This window comes from Streptomyces celluloflavus (assembly GCA_000720995.1).
GTDB lineage: Bacteria > Actinomycetota > Actinomycetes > Streptomycetales > Streptomycetaceae > Streptomyces > Streptomyces celluloflavus.
Window position 1 is genome coordinate 18289 of record JOEL01000044.1, and the last position, 17004, is coordinate 35292.

At 71.7% G+C, this 17004-nt stretch carries 15 protein-coding genes; 9 read left to right on the plus strand and 6 right to left on the minus strand.

Translation table 11 applies throughout. The features are described 5' to 3' along the window. The first annotated feature begins 44 nt into the window (after positions 1–44). Together IH09_RS28690 and IH09_RS28695 are read left to right on the plus strand one after the other, a co-directional pair. A complete protein-coding gene (locus tag IH09_RS28690) occupies positions 45–1016 on the plus strand; it encodes a 3-hydroxyacyl-CoA dehydrogenase NAD-binding domain-containing protein (RefSeq protein WP_052860469.1) in 972 nt (323 codons plus the stop codon). After that, a complete protein-coding gene (locus tag IH09_RS28695; RefSeq protein ID WP_052860421.1) occupies positions 1013–1531 on the plus strand; it encodes a thioesterase family protein in 519 nt (172 codons plus the stop codon). Before IH09_RS28690 ends, IH09_RS28695 begins: the two co-directional genes overlap by 4 nt. A gap of 71 nt (positions 1532–1602) precedes the next feature. Here IH09_RS28695 and IH09_RS28700 read toward each other — a convergent pair whose 3' ends face one another. After that, positions 1603–2694, minus strand: coding sequence for a serine hydrolase domain-containing protein (locus tag IH09_RS28700; RefSeq protein WP_404827296.1), 1092 nt, complete (start codon positions 2692–2694; stop codon positions 1603–1605). 243 nt (positions 2695–2937) lie between these two features. On the opposite strand from IH09_RS28700, the gene IH09_RS28705 reads away from it, so the two are divergent. Further along, positions 2938–3270: a DUF427 domain-containing protein gene (locus IH09_RS28705; protein WP_052860423.1), complete on the plus strand. Its 333-nt coding sequence runs from the start codon at positions 2938–2940 to the stop codon at positions 3268–3270. A 214-nt stretch (positions 3271–3484) separates the two neighbouring features. On the opposite strand, the gene IH09_RS28710 is transcribed toward IH09_RS28705, so the two are convergent. After that, complete coding sequence (locus IH09_RS28710; protein WP_094792663.1) at positions 3485–4117, minus strand: RICIN domain-containing protein; 633 nt, start codon at positions 4115–4117, stop codon at positions 3485–3487. A gap of 439 nt (positions 4118–4556) precedes the next feature. Here IH09_RS28710 and IH09_RS28715 point away from each other — a divergent pair, with 439 nt between their 5' ends. The 6 genes from IH09_RS28715 to IH09_RS28745 all read left to right on the plus strand — a co-directional run bounded on the left by IH09_RS28715 (position 4557) and on the right by IH09_RS28745 (position 11976). Further along, on the plus strand, positions 4557–5510 hold the full coding sequence (locus tag IH09_RS28715) for a metallophosphoesterase family protein (RefSeq protein ID WP_052860425.1): 954 nt from the start codon (positions 4557–4559) through the stop codon (positions 5508–5510). A 32-nt stretch (positions 5511–5542) separates the two neighbouring features. Then, the gene (locus tag IH09_RS28720) at positions 5543–6799 is read left to right on the plus strand and encodes an MFS transporter (RefSeq protein WP_052860426.1); all 1257 of its coding nucleotides are present in this window, start codon (positions 5543–5545) and stop codon (positions 6797–6799) included. 242 nt (positions 6800–7041) lie between these two features. Beyond that, the gene (locus tag IH09_RS28730) at positions 7042–8076 is read left to right on the plus strand and encodes a TolB-like translocation protein (RefSeq protein ID WP_052860470.1); all 1035 of its coding nucleotides are present in this window, start codon (positions 7042–7044) and stop codon (positions 8074–8076) included. 420 nt (positions 8077–8496) lie between these two features. Beyond that, positions 8497–9924: a DUF2079 domain-containing protein gene (locus tag IH09_RS28735; protein ID WP_052860428.1), complete on the plus strand. Its 1428-nt coding sequence runs from the start codon at positions 8497–8499 to the stop codon at positions 9922–9924. A 514-nt stretch (positions 9925–10438) separates the two neighbouring features. After that, a complete protein-coding gene (locus IH09_RS28740; RefSeq protein WP_052860429.1) occupies positions 10439–10999 on the plus strand; it encodes a DinB family protein in 561 nt (186 codons plus the stop codon). A 467-nt stretch (positions 11000–11466) separates the two neighbouring features. Beyond that, positions 11467–11976 carry a DUF309 domain-containing protein gene (locus IH09_RS28745; RefSeq protein ID WP_052860471.1) on the plus strand — a complete coding sequence of 170 codons (510 nt, stop codon included), beginning with the start codon at positions 11467–11469 and terminating at the stop codon, positions 11974–11976. Between the two features lie 265 nt (positions 11977–12241). Here the strand turns inward: IH09_RS28745 and IH09_RS28750 are convergent, their stop codons facing one another. The 4 genes from IH09_RS28750 to IH09_RS28765 form a co-directional block, all read right to left on the minus strand. Then, a complete protein-coding gene (locus IH09_RS28750) occupies positions 12242–13441 on the minus strand; it encodes a D-alanyl-D-alanine carboxypeptidase family protein (protein WP_052860430.1) in 1200 nt (399 codons plus the stop codon). A 197-nt stretch (positions 13442–13638) separates the two neighbouring features. Continuing rightward, the gene (locus IH09_RS28755) at positions 13639–14916 is read right to left on the minus strand and encodes a cytochrome P450 family protein (protein WP_052860431.1); all 1278 of its coding nucleotides are present in this window, start codon (positions 14914–14916) and stop codon (positions 13639–13641) included. Positions 14917–15167: 251 nt separating this feature from the next. After that, positions 15168–16388 (minus strand): MAB_1171c family putative transporter, encoded by a 1221-nt coding sequence (locus IH09_RS28760; RefSeq protein ID WP_052860432.1) that lies wholly within the window; start codon positions 16386–16388, stop codon positions 15168–15170. Beyond that, positions 16381–16986: a hypothetical protein gene (locus tag IH09_RS28765; protein ID WP_381531026.1), complete on the minus strand. Its 606-nt coding sequence runs from the start codon at positions 16984–16986 to the stop codon at positions 16381–16383. Before IH09_RS28765 ends, IH09_RS28760 begins: the two co-directional genes overlap by 8 nt. Positions 16987–17004 lie beyond the last annotated feature (18 nt).

Consider the following 17004-nt stretch of genomic DNA (forward strand, 5'->3'; position numbering starts at 1 on the left):
CGTACACGTACAGCCCGAAACAGCCCGACCTGGAGGCCACCCGTATGTCCGCTGCCACCACTCCTGCCCCCTGCTCCCCCGAGGACGTCCGGCGCGTCGCCTGTATCGGCGCCGGTGTCATCGGCGGTGGCTGGGTCGCGCACTTCCTCGCCCGCGGCTATGACGTGACCGCCTGGGACCCGGCCCCGGACGCCGAGGACAAGCTGCGCCGCCTGGTCGCCGCCGCCTGGCCCGCGCTGGAGCAGATAGGTCTGGCCGACGGTGCCTCGCAGGACCGGCTGACCGTTACGGCGACGCTCGCCGAGGCCGTCGCCGACGCCCAGTTCATCCAGGAAAGCGCCCCGGAGAAGCTGGAGTTGAAGCGGTCCCTGCTCGCCGAGCTGGACGCCGCGGCGCCGGCCGGTGTCGTCATCGCCTCCTCCACCTCCGGCTATCCGATGACCGATATGCAGACCGAGGCCGCCGACCCGGCCCGGCTGGTCGTCGGCCACCCCTTCAATCCGCCCTACCTCATCCCGCTGGTCGAGGTCGTCGGCGGTGAGCGGACCGACGCGGCCGCGGTGGAGTGGTCCGCCCGCTTCTACGACGTGGCGGGCAAGTCCGTCATCACCATGGACCGCGAGCTGCCCGGCTTCATCGCCAATCGCCTCCAGGAGGCGCTGTGGCGCGAGGCGCTGCACATGGTCGCCAACGGCGAGGCGTCGGTCGAGGACATCGACGCCTCCATCACCGAAGGTCCGGGCCTGCGCTGGGCGTTCATGGGCCCCTGCCTGACCTTCGCACTGGCCGGCGGCGAGGGCGGGATGGCCCATATGCTCGACCACTTCGGGCCGTCCCTGAAGTCCCCGTGGACCCGTCTGGAGGCGCCCGATCTGGACCGCACGCTGCGCGACGCCATGGTGGACGGCTGCGAAGAAGCCGCCAAGGGACGCGACTACGCCCAGCTGGTCGCCGAACGCGACCAGGGCGTCATCGACGTACTGCGCGCCACCGGCCGCCTCGGCGGCGCCCGATGACGGAACACCCCACGGCCCCCGCGGCGCCGCTCCCGGCGACGCCCGCCACCAGCCCCCTGCCACGCTCCCTCCCCCTCTTCCGCCAGACCGTCCGGGACGACTGGATCGACTACAACGGTCACCTCAGCGAGGCGTACTACGTCCTGGTCTTCGGCTTCGCGACCGATGCGCTGATGGACGCGGCGGGCCTGGACGCCGGCTACCGCGAGCGCACCGGCTGCTCCCTCTACACCGTCGAGGCGCATGTGCGCTATCTGGACGAGGTGGCCCGGGGCAGTGAACTCACCGTCCGCACCACGGTGTTGGGGTTGGACGCGAAGAAGGTGCGGTTCCTCCACGAGATGTTCGTCGGCGAACCGTCCGGCGAACCGGTGGCGACCGAGGAGCTCTTCACCCTGCACGTCGACCAGGCCGCGGGCCGCGCCGCACCGCTGCCCGACACCGCCCGCGCGCACCTCACCACCCTGACCGGCCCGGCACCGGCGTGGGCGGGCCGCGGCATCCGGGAGGTGTAGCCCCGGTGGGCCGGAATCCCGGCCCACCGGCCCCCGGCACAACAGGCCCCGGCCCATGGCACCGTGGCGCCCTACCCCTTGGTGAGCGCCTCGGCTATGCGCAGCGTCGCCTGGATCTGGGTGCTGTCCCGGCGTACCGCATTGAAGGCGAACGCCGCGCGGCGCTGCTGGTCACGGGTGGCGAACATGGCGGAGGCGTAGCCGTAGCGCTCGCCGGTCTTGCCCCACAGGGTGATGCCGTTCAGCGTGACGGTCTGGAGTCCCGCGCCGTACCTCGCGGGACTGCCGTCCAGCATCCGCACACTGTCGGGCGGCAGGGTGAACATGTTCTCCAGGACGCGCGGCGGCACCAGGTCACCGGAGAACAGGGCGGTGACGAAGCGGTCCAGGTCGCCAGTGGTCGAGATCATCTCGCCCTCGCCCCAGGCCAATGTCTGGTCGTACTCCGTGATGTCCAGCAGGGAGCCGTCGGTCATCCTCATATAGCCGTGCACATGGGGGCCATGGATACGCGGATCGACGCCGGGCAGCGAGGTGTGCCGCAGGTCCAGCGGGCGCAGGATGCGGCTGCCGATCGCCTCGGCGTAGCGCCGCCCGGTCAGCCGCTCGACGAGCAGCGCCAGGAGGACGTAGTTGATGCCCCGGTACTCCTGCCCGGTGCCGGGGGCGAACTTCATCGGGCCGGGCGGGAGCATCGCCACGATCTGGTGCGGCGTCCACCGGTCATGGCGGTGGCGGGCGATGGCCTCCGGGGTGGACAGGTCCAGCCCGCCCTGCTCGTCGGGGAGTCCGCTGGTGTGGTTCAGCAGCTGTGTGACGGTGATCGCGGGAAATTCGGCAGGCAGCAGTCCGGGCAGCAGGCGCTGGATCGTCGCGTCCAGCGCCAGCCGGCCTTCGGCCACCAACTGCAGCACCACGGTGGCGACGAAGACCTTGGTGATGCTGCCGATCCGGAAGGTGTCGCTCGCGCGCACCGGCCGGCCGCTCGCCCGGTCGGCCACGCCCGCCGTGCCGTACCACCGTCCGGCGGAGCCGGTGACGCGCAGCTGAGCGGCGGTCAGCTCCGGGTGTGCCAGATCGGTTACGGCCGCCCGCAGGGCCGCGGCGTCCAGCGGCGGCAGGGCCGGAGCGGCGGCCTTGACCCGCGCGGGCGCGCCCGACACGCCGGATACGACGGACGCGGCGCGCGCGGGACCCGCGGTCGCGGCCACCACCGCCCCGGACAGCGCCGCACCCACAACAGCCCTGCGTGATACGGAAGATGAAGATGCGGAAGGCACCGATGAAGAGGTCATACCGACACTCTGCCGGACCCCGCCCGCACCGCCTTCCGGGATCACCCTGACCCGCCCCGGATGCGACCCTGATGAGCCACCCGGCACCACGACGGAACGAAGGACACGACGATGACCGCTCAGGGACACCACATCGAGATCGAGCAGGGCACCGAACGCGTACGCGTGGTACGTGACGGACAACTGCTGGCCGACAGCCGACGCCCGCTGCTGCTGTCCGAAACCGGCTGCCCGGTGCGCTACTACCTCCCGCCCGAGGACGTACGGACCGAGCTGCTGACGCCTTCCACGACACACACCGTCTGCCCGTTCAAGGGGACGGCCTCCTATTGGTCACTGCCCGGCGGCCCGGAGGACATCGCCTGGGCCTACCCCGAGCCGAACCCTCAGGTCGCCCAGATCAAGGACCATCTGTGCTTCTACGAGATCGCGTTGGGTGACTGAGCGGATGAACGGACGGGCGAGCGGGTACCACAGGAAGCATTCCTGACATAGCGTCAGCGAATGAGTGAGTCAGTCCCGTGAATTCACCGGCCCCGCGCCGGCGAATTCACGGGGCCGCCGGCCCGACCGGCCCCGTGAAATGAACGAACGAAGCCACCGAGATCCGTCGAGATGAGCGACCGTCGGTCACGGCTGACCCCATGGTCGGGCCGGATCAGGCGCTCGGCGGCACCGCGTTGGGGATGACGCGCCACAGCTGGGACGTGGACGCCACCGCGCGATTGAGCTCCAGGAACGTCCAGGTGCTGTCGCCGTGGTTCTCCAGGGTGAGCGCCTTGGACAGATCCCCCACCGGCTTGATCATGATGCCCGCGTTGTCGTCATGCGGCCAGTTGGGACGGTCGGTGCCGCGCACTGTCGCCGGGTCGTTCTCGAATCTGAATCTCTGATTGTCATCACCGCTCGCGCACTCCTGAAGAGTGGCTCTGGCTTTGAGATCGGTGCTCGCGACCCTGACGCACTTTTCGGAGGCGAGATGCCGGATCATCCAGTCCTTACCCGGCTGCACATCGATGAGCTCCCAGGTGAAGTGGTGGTCCTCGAAGTCCCGGCGATTGGCGGTCACCTCGGTCCCCACGCTGGTCCCTCCGCCATAGGTCTCCCACCGCATCCCCGCCTCACGGCCGATGAGAAAGACATCGCTGACATCCGTCACCACGTCCTTACGCAACTCCCGGGGGCCCGATGCGCCCGCCGGGGCCACACCTGTCGCGGCCACCAGTGCCGCAGCGGCGGTCCCGAGCACCACCGCCCGGGTCACGGTTTTCGCACGGAATGCACGCCGCATAACCATTCTCCTTCGCCGGTTTCGCCAATGGTGAATTCATCAACGGGATTTCTTGCGCACCGCCGGACGGGGAATCCGGCAGGGAACTGGTAACCCGCACCGTGAAAAAGGAAACCTGGAGGGCAGGAGAATGATCATCTTGGCTGGCCCATGGGGTGGCCCGGATTCCCCGCACGGTGTCGGCTCACGGTTCGGTGCACCCCGCCCCCGGGAGAGCCCGACGGGCCCGCGGCAGTCCCGGCACCCGCCGCGCACCACCGCCCCCGCGCACCGCGTCGAAGCGGCGGCCGGCCATGCGGTCCGCGCGAGCCTGGACGGTGCCGCCGCAGGAGTGGTCAAGAAAGTTTCCTAACAATCCTTCTCCGATCTCCTTGACGCGTACATGGCCCGCCGTCAGGATTCCTCGGGACGGCTGCCCACGGCGACCCAGGAGACGGACATGACGCCCACCCCCCGCGCCAAGAAGGCTCTGCTCACCAACCCCCGTACAGCCCTCCCGGCCGCCGCGGGCGCGGCGCTCGCGCTCGTCGGCGGGGTGCTGCTGTGGTCCCCCGGCCGCGCGGACGCCGCGCCCGATCGCGCGGGCGCCCGTGCCGCCGGGTTCACGGTCGTCGCCGCGGGCGACATCGCCGAGCAGTGCACCGCGAGCGACAGCGACTGCAAGCACCCCAAGACCGCGGCGCTGGTGAAGAAGATCAACCCCGCCTTCGTCCTCACCATGGGCGACAACCAGTACGACGACGCCCGCCTGAAGGACTTCAAGAAGTACTACGACAAGACGTGGGGCACCTTCAAGGACAAGACCCACCCGGTCGCCGGCAACCACGAGACGTACGACCCGGACGGCTCGCTGGCGGGCTACAAGTCCTACTTCGGCTCCATCGCCTACCCCAAGGGCAAGAGCTACTACAGCTTCGACCACGAGAACTGGCACTTCATCGCGCTGGACACCAACAGCCTGGACTCCGCGCAGATCAAGTGGCTCAAGGCCGACCTCGCCGCCAACACCAAGAAGTGCGTGGCCGCCTACTGGCACCACCCGCTCTTCTCCTCCGGCGAGCACGGCAACGACCCGGTCAGCAGGCCGGTCTGGAAGCTGCTCTACGACGCCAAGGCCGACCTGATCCTCAACGGACACGACCACCACTACGAGCGGTTCGCCCCGCAGAACCCGGACGGCAAGGCCGACAAGGCCGGGCTGGTCGAACTCCTCGGCGGTATGGGCGGCGCCAACCCCTACAAGATCGAAGAGGTCCAGCCGAACAGCGAGAAGCGGCTCACCAAGACCTTCGGCGTGGTGAAGCTGAACCTCACCGACAACGGCTTCTCATGGGACCTGGTGGGCACGGACGGCAGCGTCAAGGACAGCAGCCCGTCCTACGAGTGCCACTGAACCGGGACCCGCAGGAACCTCGGGCCTGATCGATGTATCTCGCAACCACGGACGCGGCCGCCACGGCGACGAAGGTGACGCGCGGCCGCGTCGGCGGACCGGTTCTCGCCCTCGGCGCGGTCAGCCTCGTCACCGACATCTCCTCGGAGATGGTCACCGCCGTACTGCCCCTCTACTTCGTCCTCCAACTGGGGCTCTCCCCGCTTCAGTTCGGCTTCCTCGACGGCCTCTACAACGGCGTCACCGCGCTCGTCCGGCTGCTCGGCGGGCACGCGGCCGACCGCGGCGGCCGGCACAAGCTGGTCGCCGGCGCCGGTTACGCGCTCTCGGCGTTCTCCCGCCTCGGGCTGCTGCTCGCGGGCGGCGGCACCGTCGGCATCGGCGCGTCGATCGCCGCGGACCGGCTCGGCAAGGGCGTGCGCACCGCCCCGCGCGATGCGCTGATCTCACTCAGCGCCCCGCCGGACGCGCTCGGCCGGGCGTTCGGCGTGCACCGCGCGATGGACACCACCGGCGCCCTGCTGGGTCCGCTCGCCGCCTTCGCGCTGCTGTGGGCGACCGCCGACGCGTACGACGCCGTCTTCGTCGTCAGCTTCTGCGTCGGCCTGCTCGGCGTGCTGATGCTGATCGTCCTCGTCCCCGGCCGGACCGCCGACCCCCTCGGCCGGCCCGCCCCCGCCGCCCCGGCCCGGCCGCGCGGGCGGCTCCTCGCGCCGCTGCACGACGCCGACTTCCGCCGCATCTTCGGAGCGGCCGCGCTGCTCGGCGCGGCGACCATCGGCGACTCGTTCCTGTATCTGCTGCTGCAACGCCGGCTGGACTTCGCGGTGAGCTGGTTCCCGCTGCTGCCGCTGGGCGCCGCCGCGATCTACCTGCTGCTCGCGGTGCCCGCCGGGCGGCTCGGCGACCGCATCGGCCGCCGCGTCCCCTTCCTGTGCGGTCATGCGGCGCTGCTCGGCGGCTACATCCTGCTGCTGATCACCGACGCGGGGCCGGTGCTGCTCGTCGGCGTACTGCTGTTGCTCGGCGTCTTCTACGCGGCCACCGACGGCGTGCTGATGGCGCTCGCCGGACCGGTGGTGCCGGCCGCCCGGCGGGCCAGCGGTATGGCGCTGCTCCAGACCGGCCAGGCGCTCAGCCGGCTGCTGGCGGCCGCCGGTTTCGGGGCCGCCTGGACGCTGTGGGGCGACCACTCCGCGCTGATCGCCGCCGTCGTCGCCCTGGCCGTGGCCCTTGCGGCGGCCGTCTTCCTGCTCCCCCGCCCGGAAAGGCAGCCGTCCCGCGTATGAACCCCTCGACCGGCTCCACACCCACGGCACCCACTTCACCCACGGCAGCCACACCGGCCGCGGTGCCTCCGGCGACCCCGCCGCCCGGCTCGGCCGGATCGCGGCCGGATTCCGCGGCGCGACCGCCGCACGCACCTGACGCAACCGGCGACGCACCTGAGGTACATGAGGTCCCTGACGTGAGCGCCGGGGACGGTACGGGCGATACGCCGGGGCCGGCGCGCTCCACCGGGCTCGCCGCGCTGTCGCCGCGCGCCCGAATCGTCGCCGTGCTGACCGCCACCGCGATCCTCGCCACCGTCGCCGTCGTCTACACCATCGGCGCCGTCCGGCGCGCCGAACCCGTCGACGCCCCCTCGGCCTTCGGCCTCGACCACGGCCGGCTCTACTTCCGCAGCACCGGGGCCGGGGCCGGCCGGGTGGCCCGGCTGCCCGCGCCGGCCACCGGACCGGGGGCGGCCGCGCCGGTCTCGGCCCGTACCACCGCCGGTGCCGATGCCGACCGGCGCACCACCGGCGGGCCCGTCTGCGAACGCTTCTACGCGTCGGCCGGTACCGGGCTGTGCCTGCAACGCCGCCCCGGCATCCCCCCGACGTCGTACGCCGTCGTCCTGGACCGGAACCTGCGCGAGACGCGGCGCATCGCACTCACCGGCATCCCCAACCGGGCCCGCGTCTCGGCCTCCGGACGGATGCTGTCCTGGACGATGTTCGCCACCGGCGACTCCTACGCCACCACCTCGTTCTCCACCCGCACCTCGATCCTGGACACCCGTACCGGCTACCTCATCAAGAACATGGAGGAGATCCAGCTCACCCTCGACGGGCGCCGCTACCACGCCCCGGACGTCAACTACTGGGGCGTCTCCTTCGCCCGCGACGACAACCGCTTCTACGCCACCGTCTCGACGAAGGGGAAGACCTACCTCGTCGAGGGCGATATGCGGAAGTGGACGGCGCGCACCCTCCGCGAGAACGTCGAATGCCCCTCCCTCTCCCCCGACAACACCCGGCTCGCCTTCAAGAAGCGGGTCCGCGAAGGCGCCACCGACCCCTGGCGGCTCTACGTCCTGGACCTGCGCACCCTGCGCGAACACCCGCTCGCCGAAGCCCGCAGTGTGGACGACCAGGCCGCCTGGCTGGACGACCACACCCTCGCCTACGCACTGCCGGGCGGCGACGGCCGCCCCAGCGACATCTGGACCGTCCCGGCGGACGGCGGCGGTGCCCCGGCTCTGCGCGTACCGGACGCCTCCTCCCCGGCGCAGGTGCCCTGATACGACGTCGCCGCGGAGTCCGCCGCATGCGCGGACTCCGCCGACCTCACGGACTTCACGGACTTCACGGACTTCGCCACGTCACCGGAGTGCCACCGGCACGTATCGGCGCACCTTTTGATCGTGCGTCGGGGGACCCGACCTACACTCCGTGGTGCGCTTCCTGGCGGTCCGGCCACCGAGATTACGGCGGACAATGCCCGATTTGCCGCAACCGGGAAGAAGGGGAACTGCCACTGAGGCAACGACTTCCCCCTCCCGGTGCGGCGGCGCATTTTTTCTGGCACGTCATCACAGGTGGGGAACGTTGTGGAGTCAGTAGAGCGGGTCGAGCATCCGCGGGTCGAGCGAATACCCTCGGCCCGGCAATTCACGGAGTTCTGCACCGCGTGGGGAAGACGCCTTCCCGGTCCGCGGGTCATGGGCTGGACGGTGACCGCGGTCTTCTTCGTCCTCTACACAGTCGTTTCGGTGCTACGGAACGACCGCATGCTCAACGCCGGTTACGACCTCGGGATATTCGAGCAGGCCATCCGTGCCTATGCGCACGGTCAGGCTCCGATCGTGGAGCTGAAGGGCCCGGGGTTCAATCTCCTCGGCGATCACTTCCATCCCATCCTGGCGCTCATCGCCCCCGTGTACCGGCTGTTTCCCGGCGGCGTCACGCTGCTCGTCGTGCAGGCCGCACTGATGGCGCTGGCCTGCTACCCGCTCACCCGCTGGGCCCACCGGGCCGTCGGACCGGTCACCGGCCTGGTGGTGGGCTGCGCACTGGGCGCCTCGTGGGGCATCGCCGCGGGAGTCGCCAAGGACTTCCACGAGATCTGCTTCGCGGTCCCGCTGCTCGCCTTCAGCGTGACCGCGCTCGGACAGCGGCGCTGGCGGGCCGCGGCGGCCTGGGCCCTCCCGCTGCTTCTGGTGAAGGAGGACCTCGGGCTCACACTCGCCGCGGTCGGTGCCTATATCGCCTGGCAGGGGCTGCGCGAACGGCGCGCCGACCCCACCTCGCGGCGCGGCACCACGTGGCTCGGCATCGCGGTCGTGATCCTCGGCGCGGCCGGGACGGCGGTGGAGATTCTCGTGCTGCTGCCCGCCATGAATCCCCGCGGCGGCTTCGACTACTGGCAGCAGATGTCGGACGGGCCGTCATCTCCCGGCGGTCTCGTCGGCCTCGCGTCCCTCGCGCTGCATCTGTTCTGGCCGCCGATGAAATGGCTGCTGCTGTTCATGCTCGCCGCGCCGACCGCGTTCTTCGCCGTGCGCTCCCCGCTGACACTGCTGTGCGTGCCGACCCTCGCCTGGCGGCTGCTCGCCGGGAACGAGCACTACTGGCAGCCGAACTTCCACTACAACGCGATTCTGATGCCCCTCGTGTTCGCCGGTCTCATCGACGTGCTCCACCGCCGCAAGGATCTGCTGCCGGCCCGCAGACGCCGTAAGGTCCTCGCCTTCTGCGCCGCCTTCACCGCGGTGACCGCCGCCGTCTACCCCCTCCACGACCTGGTGCTGCCCTGGACCTGGCGCACCCCGGACCACGTCCGCACCGCCCAGCGGCTCCTGGACCGCATACCGGACGGGGAGACCGTCGCCTCGTCGAACCGGCTGGCACCGATGCTGACGGGACGCACCACCGTCAGCCTGGTCTGCTTCGGCACCGGACCCGACCCCGCCGCACCGACCGGCCTCCCGGCCGACCCGCCGCGCTGGGTCGTCTCGGACCGCAACGACCCGACCGTCAAAACCCCCTGCCCGGTGGCCCGGACCAAGCACATGCTCGACCTGTACCGGGCCCACGGCTACCTCACCGTCGCGGAGGAGGACGGCATCACCCTGCTGCGCAAGCCCTAGCCGGCAACCGTTCCCGGGGCCGCGCAGCGGACCCCGTAGATCAGTGGGCCCGGCGTCTTCCGTGATCCTCACGTCGGCCGTAGGCGATCAGGGATCGCTTGACCGGTGCGTTCCGGTGCGTTGGTGGTCCAGTTGTGCCGGATGGCGGCGGTCGGCCCGAGGAGGGGTTGGCCGGTACGGGCGAAGACTCCGGCCGGGGCGCGACCGCAGTGCCGTTTTTGGCCGAGCGGGCTTCCGAGTGGGGCCGATGGCGGCTCCGGTCCACTGGCGGGAGCGGGCGAGGCGGACGTGTCGGACGGGGTCGTCCTTGCGGTACGGCCGGAGGACAAGCCGACCCCGGTCTGCAACGGCGGCGCACCCCGCAAAACATCACGCTCAGCCCCAGCCGGACCGATGACATCACCCGCGCTGCCCTCGCCCTCGCCCTCGCCCTCGCCCTCAACGGCATCCGGAAGTCACCACCGTTGAGAAACTCACTGGCAAGCTCGGGCCTTCACGAACCACCATGGAACGCATGAGCGATCAACCCGCACGATGGACCCGGTCCACCATCTACCCCGACATGTGGGCTGACCCGGACGACGACCCCCGCAACAGCGAAGGAACCAGTCCGGACGGCGAGCTTGCGACGTTGCAGGACTTCCTGACGAACTACCGCATGACCCTGCGGATGAAGTGCGAGGGCCTGGACGCGGAGCAACTGGCCCGTCGATCGGTTCCGCCGTCGACGATGTCGCTGCTCGGCCTGCTGCGGCATCTCGCCGAGGCGGAACGGGACTGGCGCAACTGGATCAGCGACGGTGATCCGCTGCCGAAGCTGTACGGCAGGCGCGACGCGGACTTCGACGAAGCCGTCTCCGAGCAGGCCGAGGTCGACGCCGCGTACTCCGCTCTGGCCCGCGAGCAGGACGCGACCGACGCCGCGCTGGCCGAGCACCCGGATCTGGGCGTGCGTCTGGGCAAGGACGGGATCGCGGTGCGGGAGCTGCTGGTGCACAGGATCGAGGAGTACGCCCGCCACTGCGGGCACGCCGACCTGTTGCGCGAGTGCATCGACGGAAGGGTGGGCCAGTGAGGTGCTCTGGATGAAACCTTCTGCATGAAGTACGCAGAGGTCCGCCATCCGGGCATGGGTGGAGGCTGCCCGCTCGGTCCGCAGCAGAAGTAAAACCCCTGGTAGGACGGTTCTCACCACGAGATCCCGTCTCCAGCAACCACCAGGGGGTTCACGGTGGTCACCTACTCGCCACGCTCGCCGTCCCCCGCCGCCTCGTTCTCCGGCTCTCTCATTCGCCGGGCGCGCGGCGGCGGGCGATCGGTATCCCGAGGGATTCCCACGCGCTGGGCTGCTTCCGGCAGGCGGGGCTGGTCTCCTGCACTGGTTCCGCCGCCGCAGTCGGCCGCCCCGCGACGCCGCCGCGCCGCACGGCGCACAATCAGAAGGTGAGCAACACCGAGCAACACCACGAGCAGGATCGGACCGGCAGCCGCGGCGCGACGGTGGGCGGGTCCGGTGCGGACGGCGGGCCCGACGGCACGGCAATGGCAGCCGGCCCCGACCCCACCCGCGACCGCCGCCGGGATCGCGACGAGCAGGGCCGGGCTCGCAGTGCGCGGCCGCGTGACGGGCTCGGGCGGCCGTTGCCGTATGGGGCGCCGGGGGTGGCCCGGCAGCCCGAGGGGGTGCCGCGTGCGCCCGTGGCGGCGCTGGCCGAGGCGCAGCGGCTGTTCGATGCCGGGATGCCGTTCCACGCGCACGAGGTGCTGGAGGACGCGTGGAAAGCGGCGCCGGAGGTGGAGCGCGGGCTGTGGCGCGGGCTCGCCCAGCTCGCGGTGGGTCTCACCCACGCCGCCCGCGGCAATGTCACCGGTGGCCGGGCGCTGCTCGACCGGGGTGCGGCGGCCATCGCGCCGTACGCGGACACCGCCCCGTACGGCATCGACATCACGGGGCTGACGGTCTGGGCCCGGGAGCTGACGGGGCGGCTGGGCGGACCGGTGCCGGCCGCCGGTTCGGCGCCGCGGCTGCGTGGGGCGCGCGGCGGGTCCTGACCCGTTCCCACCGCGCTCTCCCACCACGTCCTCCCACCGGCTTCCCTGGCCCGCCGACGCCCACCGGCGCCCACCGGCGCCGAAGGCTCCGTCAGCCCGGAAGGCTCCGTCAGCCCCGTCACCCCTGTCGGTCCCGTCGGTCCCGTCGGCTCCGGTTGGCGCCCCGGCCGCCCCGTCCGCCCCATCGGCCCCGTCGCCCGGTGCGCCCACCCGGTCCCCGTCGCCCGGTGCGCTCACCCCATCCGGTCCCCGTCGTCCGCCGCCCTCACCCCTTCCGGTCCGCTTCGCCCGGCGTGCCGCGGCCGCGGAGGCGCAGTCGCCAGGTGAGTGCGGCGCCCGCGGCGAGTACCGCGGCGCCTATGCCGCCGGACCACAGGGCGACGCTGGAGCGCCAGGGCGAGCCGTCCCCGGCCTCGGTGTCCGGGGCGGGCGCGGCGACCGGGCGGAAGTCGCCGCCGCCGGCGTCGTCGTCCTCATCGGCGGCGTCGCGCGCGGTACGCAGCGAGCCGATCGGCTGGACCTTCTCGACGTTGTTGAAGCCCCAGTCCAGCAGGGCGCGGGCTTCCTTGTAGACGCCGTTGTTCTCACCGGACTGCGGGTTCATCACGGTGACCAGCAGGGTGTGGCCATCCCGCTGGGCGGCGGCTATCAGTGTGTTGCCGGCGTTGGTGGTGTAGCCGTTCTTGACGCCGATGATGCCGGGGTAGCGTTCCATACCGTGCGAGCCGGCCAGCAGCCGGTTGGTGTTCTCGATCTCGGTGTATTCGCCGTCGGCGGTGGGGAACTCGGCCCGTGCGGTGGAGCAGTAGCGCACGAAGTCCTCGTTGGCGAGTCCGGCGCGGGCGAACACGGTCAGGTCGTACGCCGAGGAGACCTGGCCCGGCGCGTCGTAGCCGTCCGGGGATTTCACCGTGGTGTCGCGGGCGCCCAGTTCGCGGGCGGTCTCCTGCATTTCCTGCGCGGTGGCCTCCCAGCCGCCGTTCATCGAGGCCAGGACGTGTACGGCGTCGTTGCCGGAGCGGAGGAACACCCCGCGCCACAGATCGGCGACCTGGTAGTGCTCGCCCTCCTCGACGCCGACGAGGCTGCTGCCGGCGCCGATGCCGTCGAGGTCCTCGGCGCTGACCTGGCGGACCGCGCCGGCCGGGAACTTGGGCAGGACGGTGACGGCGAAGAGCGTCTTGAGGGTGCTGGCCGGGGCGAGTTCGCGGTGCGGGTCCTTGGCGGCCAGCACGTCCCCGCTGTCGGCGTCGGCCACGGTCCACGAGAGGGCGGACAGCCCGGCGGGCAGTTTCGGTATCCCGGGCGCGGCCGCCACCTGCACCCCCTTCCGGTCCAGCGCGGGCGGCCGGTTCGACGGCCCCTCGGCGTGGACCGCGGTCGGTATGGAAGTCAGCGACACACCGGCGACGGCGATCGCTGCCACCGCACCGGCCTTCTTGGAGAAACGCACGTCGATTGCCATGCCGTCACGCTATGAACGGTCCCGGCGCCCCGCAGCGCCGGTGCGCCAGACGGCCCAAGGAGCGAACCCGTCCACGGCGTGTCGCGCCGGAGCACAGAAACCCGCCCGGTGCGACGGGGGATGCACACCGGGCGGGCCTGACAACATTTCTACCGCATGACAAACGGTTATGCGAGAAAAACTTGTTCGCCTCCGGACTACCAAGTGACCGGGAGCGAGATCAAGCCACTCGTACGCAGCGAACGGCGGCGCCGCACCGCGTCGCGCGGCACGTCGAGACGCAGCCCCGGGAAGCGGCCGATGAGCGCGTCGAGCGCGGTGACGGTTTCCATCCGGGCCAGCGAGGCGCCGAGGCAGTGGTGGATCCCGTGCCCCAGGGCGAGGTGGCCGGTGCGGTCCCGGTCCGGGTCCAGCGCGTCAGGATCGGGGAAGCGGCCCGGATCGCGGTTGGCGGCGGCGATGGAGAGCAGCACGCTCTCCCCGGCCGGGATCCGTACGCCGCCGATCTCCAGGTCCTCCGTGGGGAAGCGGCGGATCGCCAGCGGGGCCGGTCCGTCGTGGCGGAGAAACTCCTCCACGGCTGCCGGAAGTTCGGCCGGATTGCTGCGCAACTGGCCCAGCAGCTCAGGGCGGTCGAGGAGGGAGAGCACGGAGTTGCCGATGAGGTGCACCGTGTTCTCGTATCCGGCGAAGAGGATGAGGAAGGCGAGCGAGGTCAGTTCGTCCTCCGTGAGCCGGTCACCATCGCGGCGCGCGGCACCGCTGCCCCCGCCCGTGGTGGCGCCGTCCGGTCCCGTGGCGGCGTCCGGCCCGGTGTCGTCGCGCACCGCGATCAGGTCGGAGAGCAGATCGTCGCCGGGCTCGGCGCGCTTGGCGGCGATCAGCCCGGTGAAGAACTCCAGCATCGCCCCGATCGCCTCCTTCATCAGGTGCGGGCGGGTGAGGTCGGGCGTGATGAGGGCGTCCGACCAGGCCCGGAAGTCGCGCCGGTCGCGCGGCGGGACGCCGAGCAGCGCGCAGATCGTGATGATGGGCAGCGGCCCCGCGTAGTCGGCGATCAGGTCCGCCCGGGTGCCCGCCGCCATGGCGTCCAGCAGTTCGTCCGCGACCTGCCGTACGGGCCCGCGCAGCGCGGCGACCCGCCCCGGGCTGAACGCCTTGGCCACCAGGCGGCGCACCCGGGTGTGGTCGGGCGGATCCATGTTCATCAGGTTGGCGTCCAGCGCGGGCGGCAGCGCGAAACCGCGGTAACCGCCGGGCTTGGCATGGCGTTTGTCCAGCGACAGCCGCGGATCGGCGAGCCCGGCGCGGACCTCGTCGTAACGGGTGACGAGCCAGGCGGGGCCCCCGTCGGTGCCGGTGATCCGGTGCACGGGTCCGGCCTCGCGCAGGGCGGCGTAGGCGGCGTGCGGATCGTCGAGGAGAGGCGTCACGTCGAGGGGTGCGTCGGGGCCGGTCTCGGCGGTGTTCTGCATGAGGACCGACTCTAGACGTGCCGTCCGTACGGGGCAGGGCACGGGGGTCGTCACGGACTGTGCGGCCGGTTCCCGGGACGGCACGGGGACGGCACAGGGACGGCAACGGGGACGGCAACGGGGACGGCACCGGGGACGGCAACGGGGACGGCACCGGCCCCTGCAGACCGGCGCCGTCCCTGTGGCGCGGGTGGCCCGGACCCCCGTGCCGGGCCACCCCGTCTCTGTGGTCGCTGCCGAGCGGCCGCCCCTCAGCCGTGCGACTGGGAGCTGCGCTGCCGCAGCTCGGTGAGCACGGTTTCGATCAGCGGCGAACGGTAGACGTCCGCCACCAGGGCCAGATGCTCGTACTCCGCGGTGAGTTCGGCCGCCTCCCCGCCGGTGGTGACCACCACGCTGTCCGCGCCATGGGCCGGGACGTGGCCCACCGCTCGGTTCTCCAGACCGCGGCGGAGCGCGGCGGCCTCCGCGACGGCGGCCAGCTGCCGGTCGTCCAGCGCCACCACACGGGCCCGCTCGCGCGCGATGTCCACGGCGTCGGACTCCACATGGCGGCGGATACCGCGCTGGACGTCCCGGATCTCCGCCATCTGCCGGTTGGCCCGCCACTCCAGGTCGGCGAACGGCCACCGCCCGGACCACGGGGACCGTTCCATCGTGACCTCGGGGGCCTGCGCGGTGACGGTCCGCCAGAGCGGTGAGAGGCGGCGCAGCCGGCGCCAGGCGGCGACCCGGGGGCCGGCGGCCGGCAGCGCGAAGCCGACGAGGGCCAGGATCGCCCCGACCGAGGCGCACAGCGGGGCCACGCCGTTGGAGAGCCAGGGCGCTTCGTGGCCCGCCCAGGACAGGCCGAAGCCGATCACCTTGCAGGCGCAGTAGACCAGGCCGAGCCAGCAGCCGGCGGCCAGCAGCCGCAGCCCGCGGGCCAGCCAGGATCCGCCGAGCCGGGCGGCGTAGCGGGGGCAGAGGATGCCGAGGCCCGCCAGGCTCGAACCGAAGATGGCCAGATACAGCACCAGGAAGAGCATGACTCCGGGCGAACCGGTGTAGGCGGTGCTGAAGTCGCGGGGGTGCTCGACGGCGTCCGGCCGGCCGACCGCGAAGCCCGTGACCGCCACCGCCCACAGCACCGCCACCCCGGCGACGACCGCGCGCGCCCGGAACCTGGCGCGCGCCCGCCCGGCCGCGCTCTCGCCCTCGGTCCAGCGCAGCAGCAGCACCAGGGCGCCCGCGGCGAAGACCACGATGGAGGAGTAGAGGAAGACCATGGCGAGGTTGGCGACGCCGGTCAGCCGGTCGAATCCGCGGTAGAGGCTGGGCGCGGAGAAGAGGAAGACGGTCGCCACGCCGCCGCTCATCACACAGGCGAGGCCGAGGTCCGTATTGCTGCGGTCCCGGAACCAGGCGACGGCCTTGTACGCGACGATCGCCCAGGCGGCCGCCCCGAAGCACAGGTAGACGACGTCAAACACGCGGGCCTCCGTCCCCGGTCCCCTTGCCGCTGGGGGCCCCGGCGGTGTCCGGTGTCCCGTCCTGCCGCCGCCTGATGTGCTGCAGCGCGGGCCCGAGGGCCGCCGCCAGTTCGGCCGCGGGCCCCTCCAGCGGAAGTTCGCTCTCCCCGGCGGACGGCGCGACCCGCTCCATCAGCAGCGTGCCCAGTACCTCGGTCTCCCGCTCGGCCGGGTTGTCGTAGCCGTGGTGGCGGGCGAATCCCATGGTCAGGCCCATCCGGCGCATCGCGGTGGCGACATCGACCGAGGGCGTCCACATCCGCAGCGCGTCCTCGGTGACGGCCGGATCCTGGCCGTGTCCCAGCAGGAGGTGGCTGAGTTCGTGCAGCACGATATGCGCCTGATGCCACGGTGATGTCTTGAGTTCGAAGAAGATCCAGTAGCCGTCGTCCGTGGAGGCGGTCATGCCCGAGACCACACCGCCGAGGCTCATCGGCACCATGTGGACCGGCCGCTCCACGCGCGTAGCTACGACGTCGCACATCCCCCGCAGATCGGTCGCGGCGGGCAGTGCCAGCTCCTTGATGAGCTGCTTGCACCGCCTGCGTATCTGCCCCACTCGCATGCTCGTTCCGTC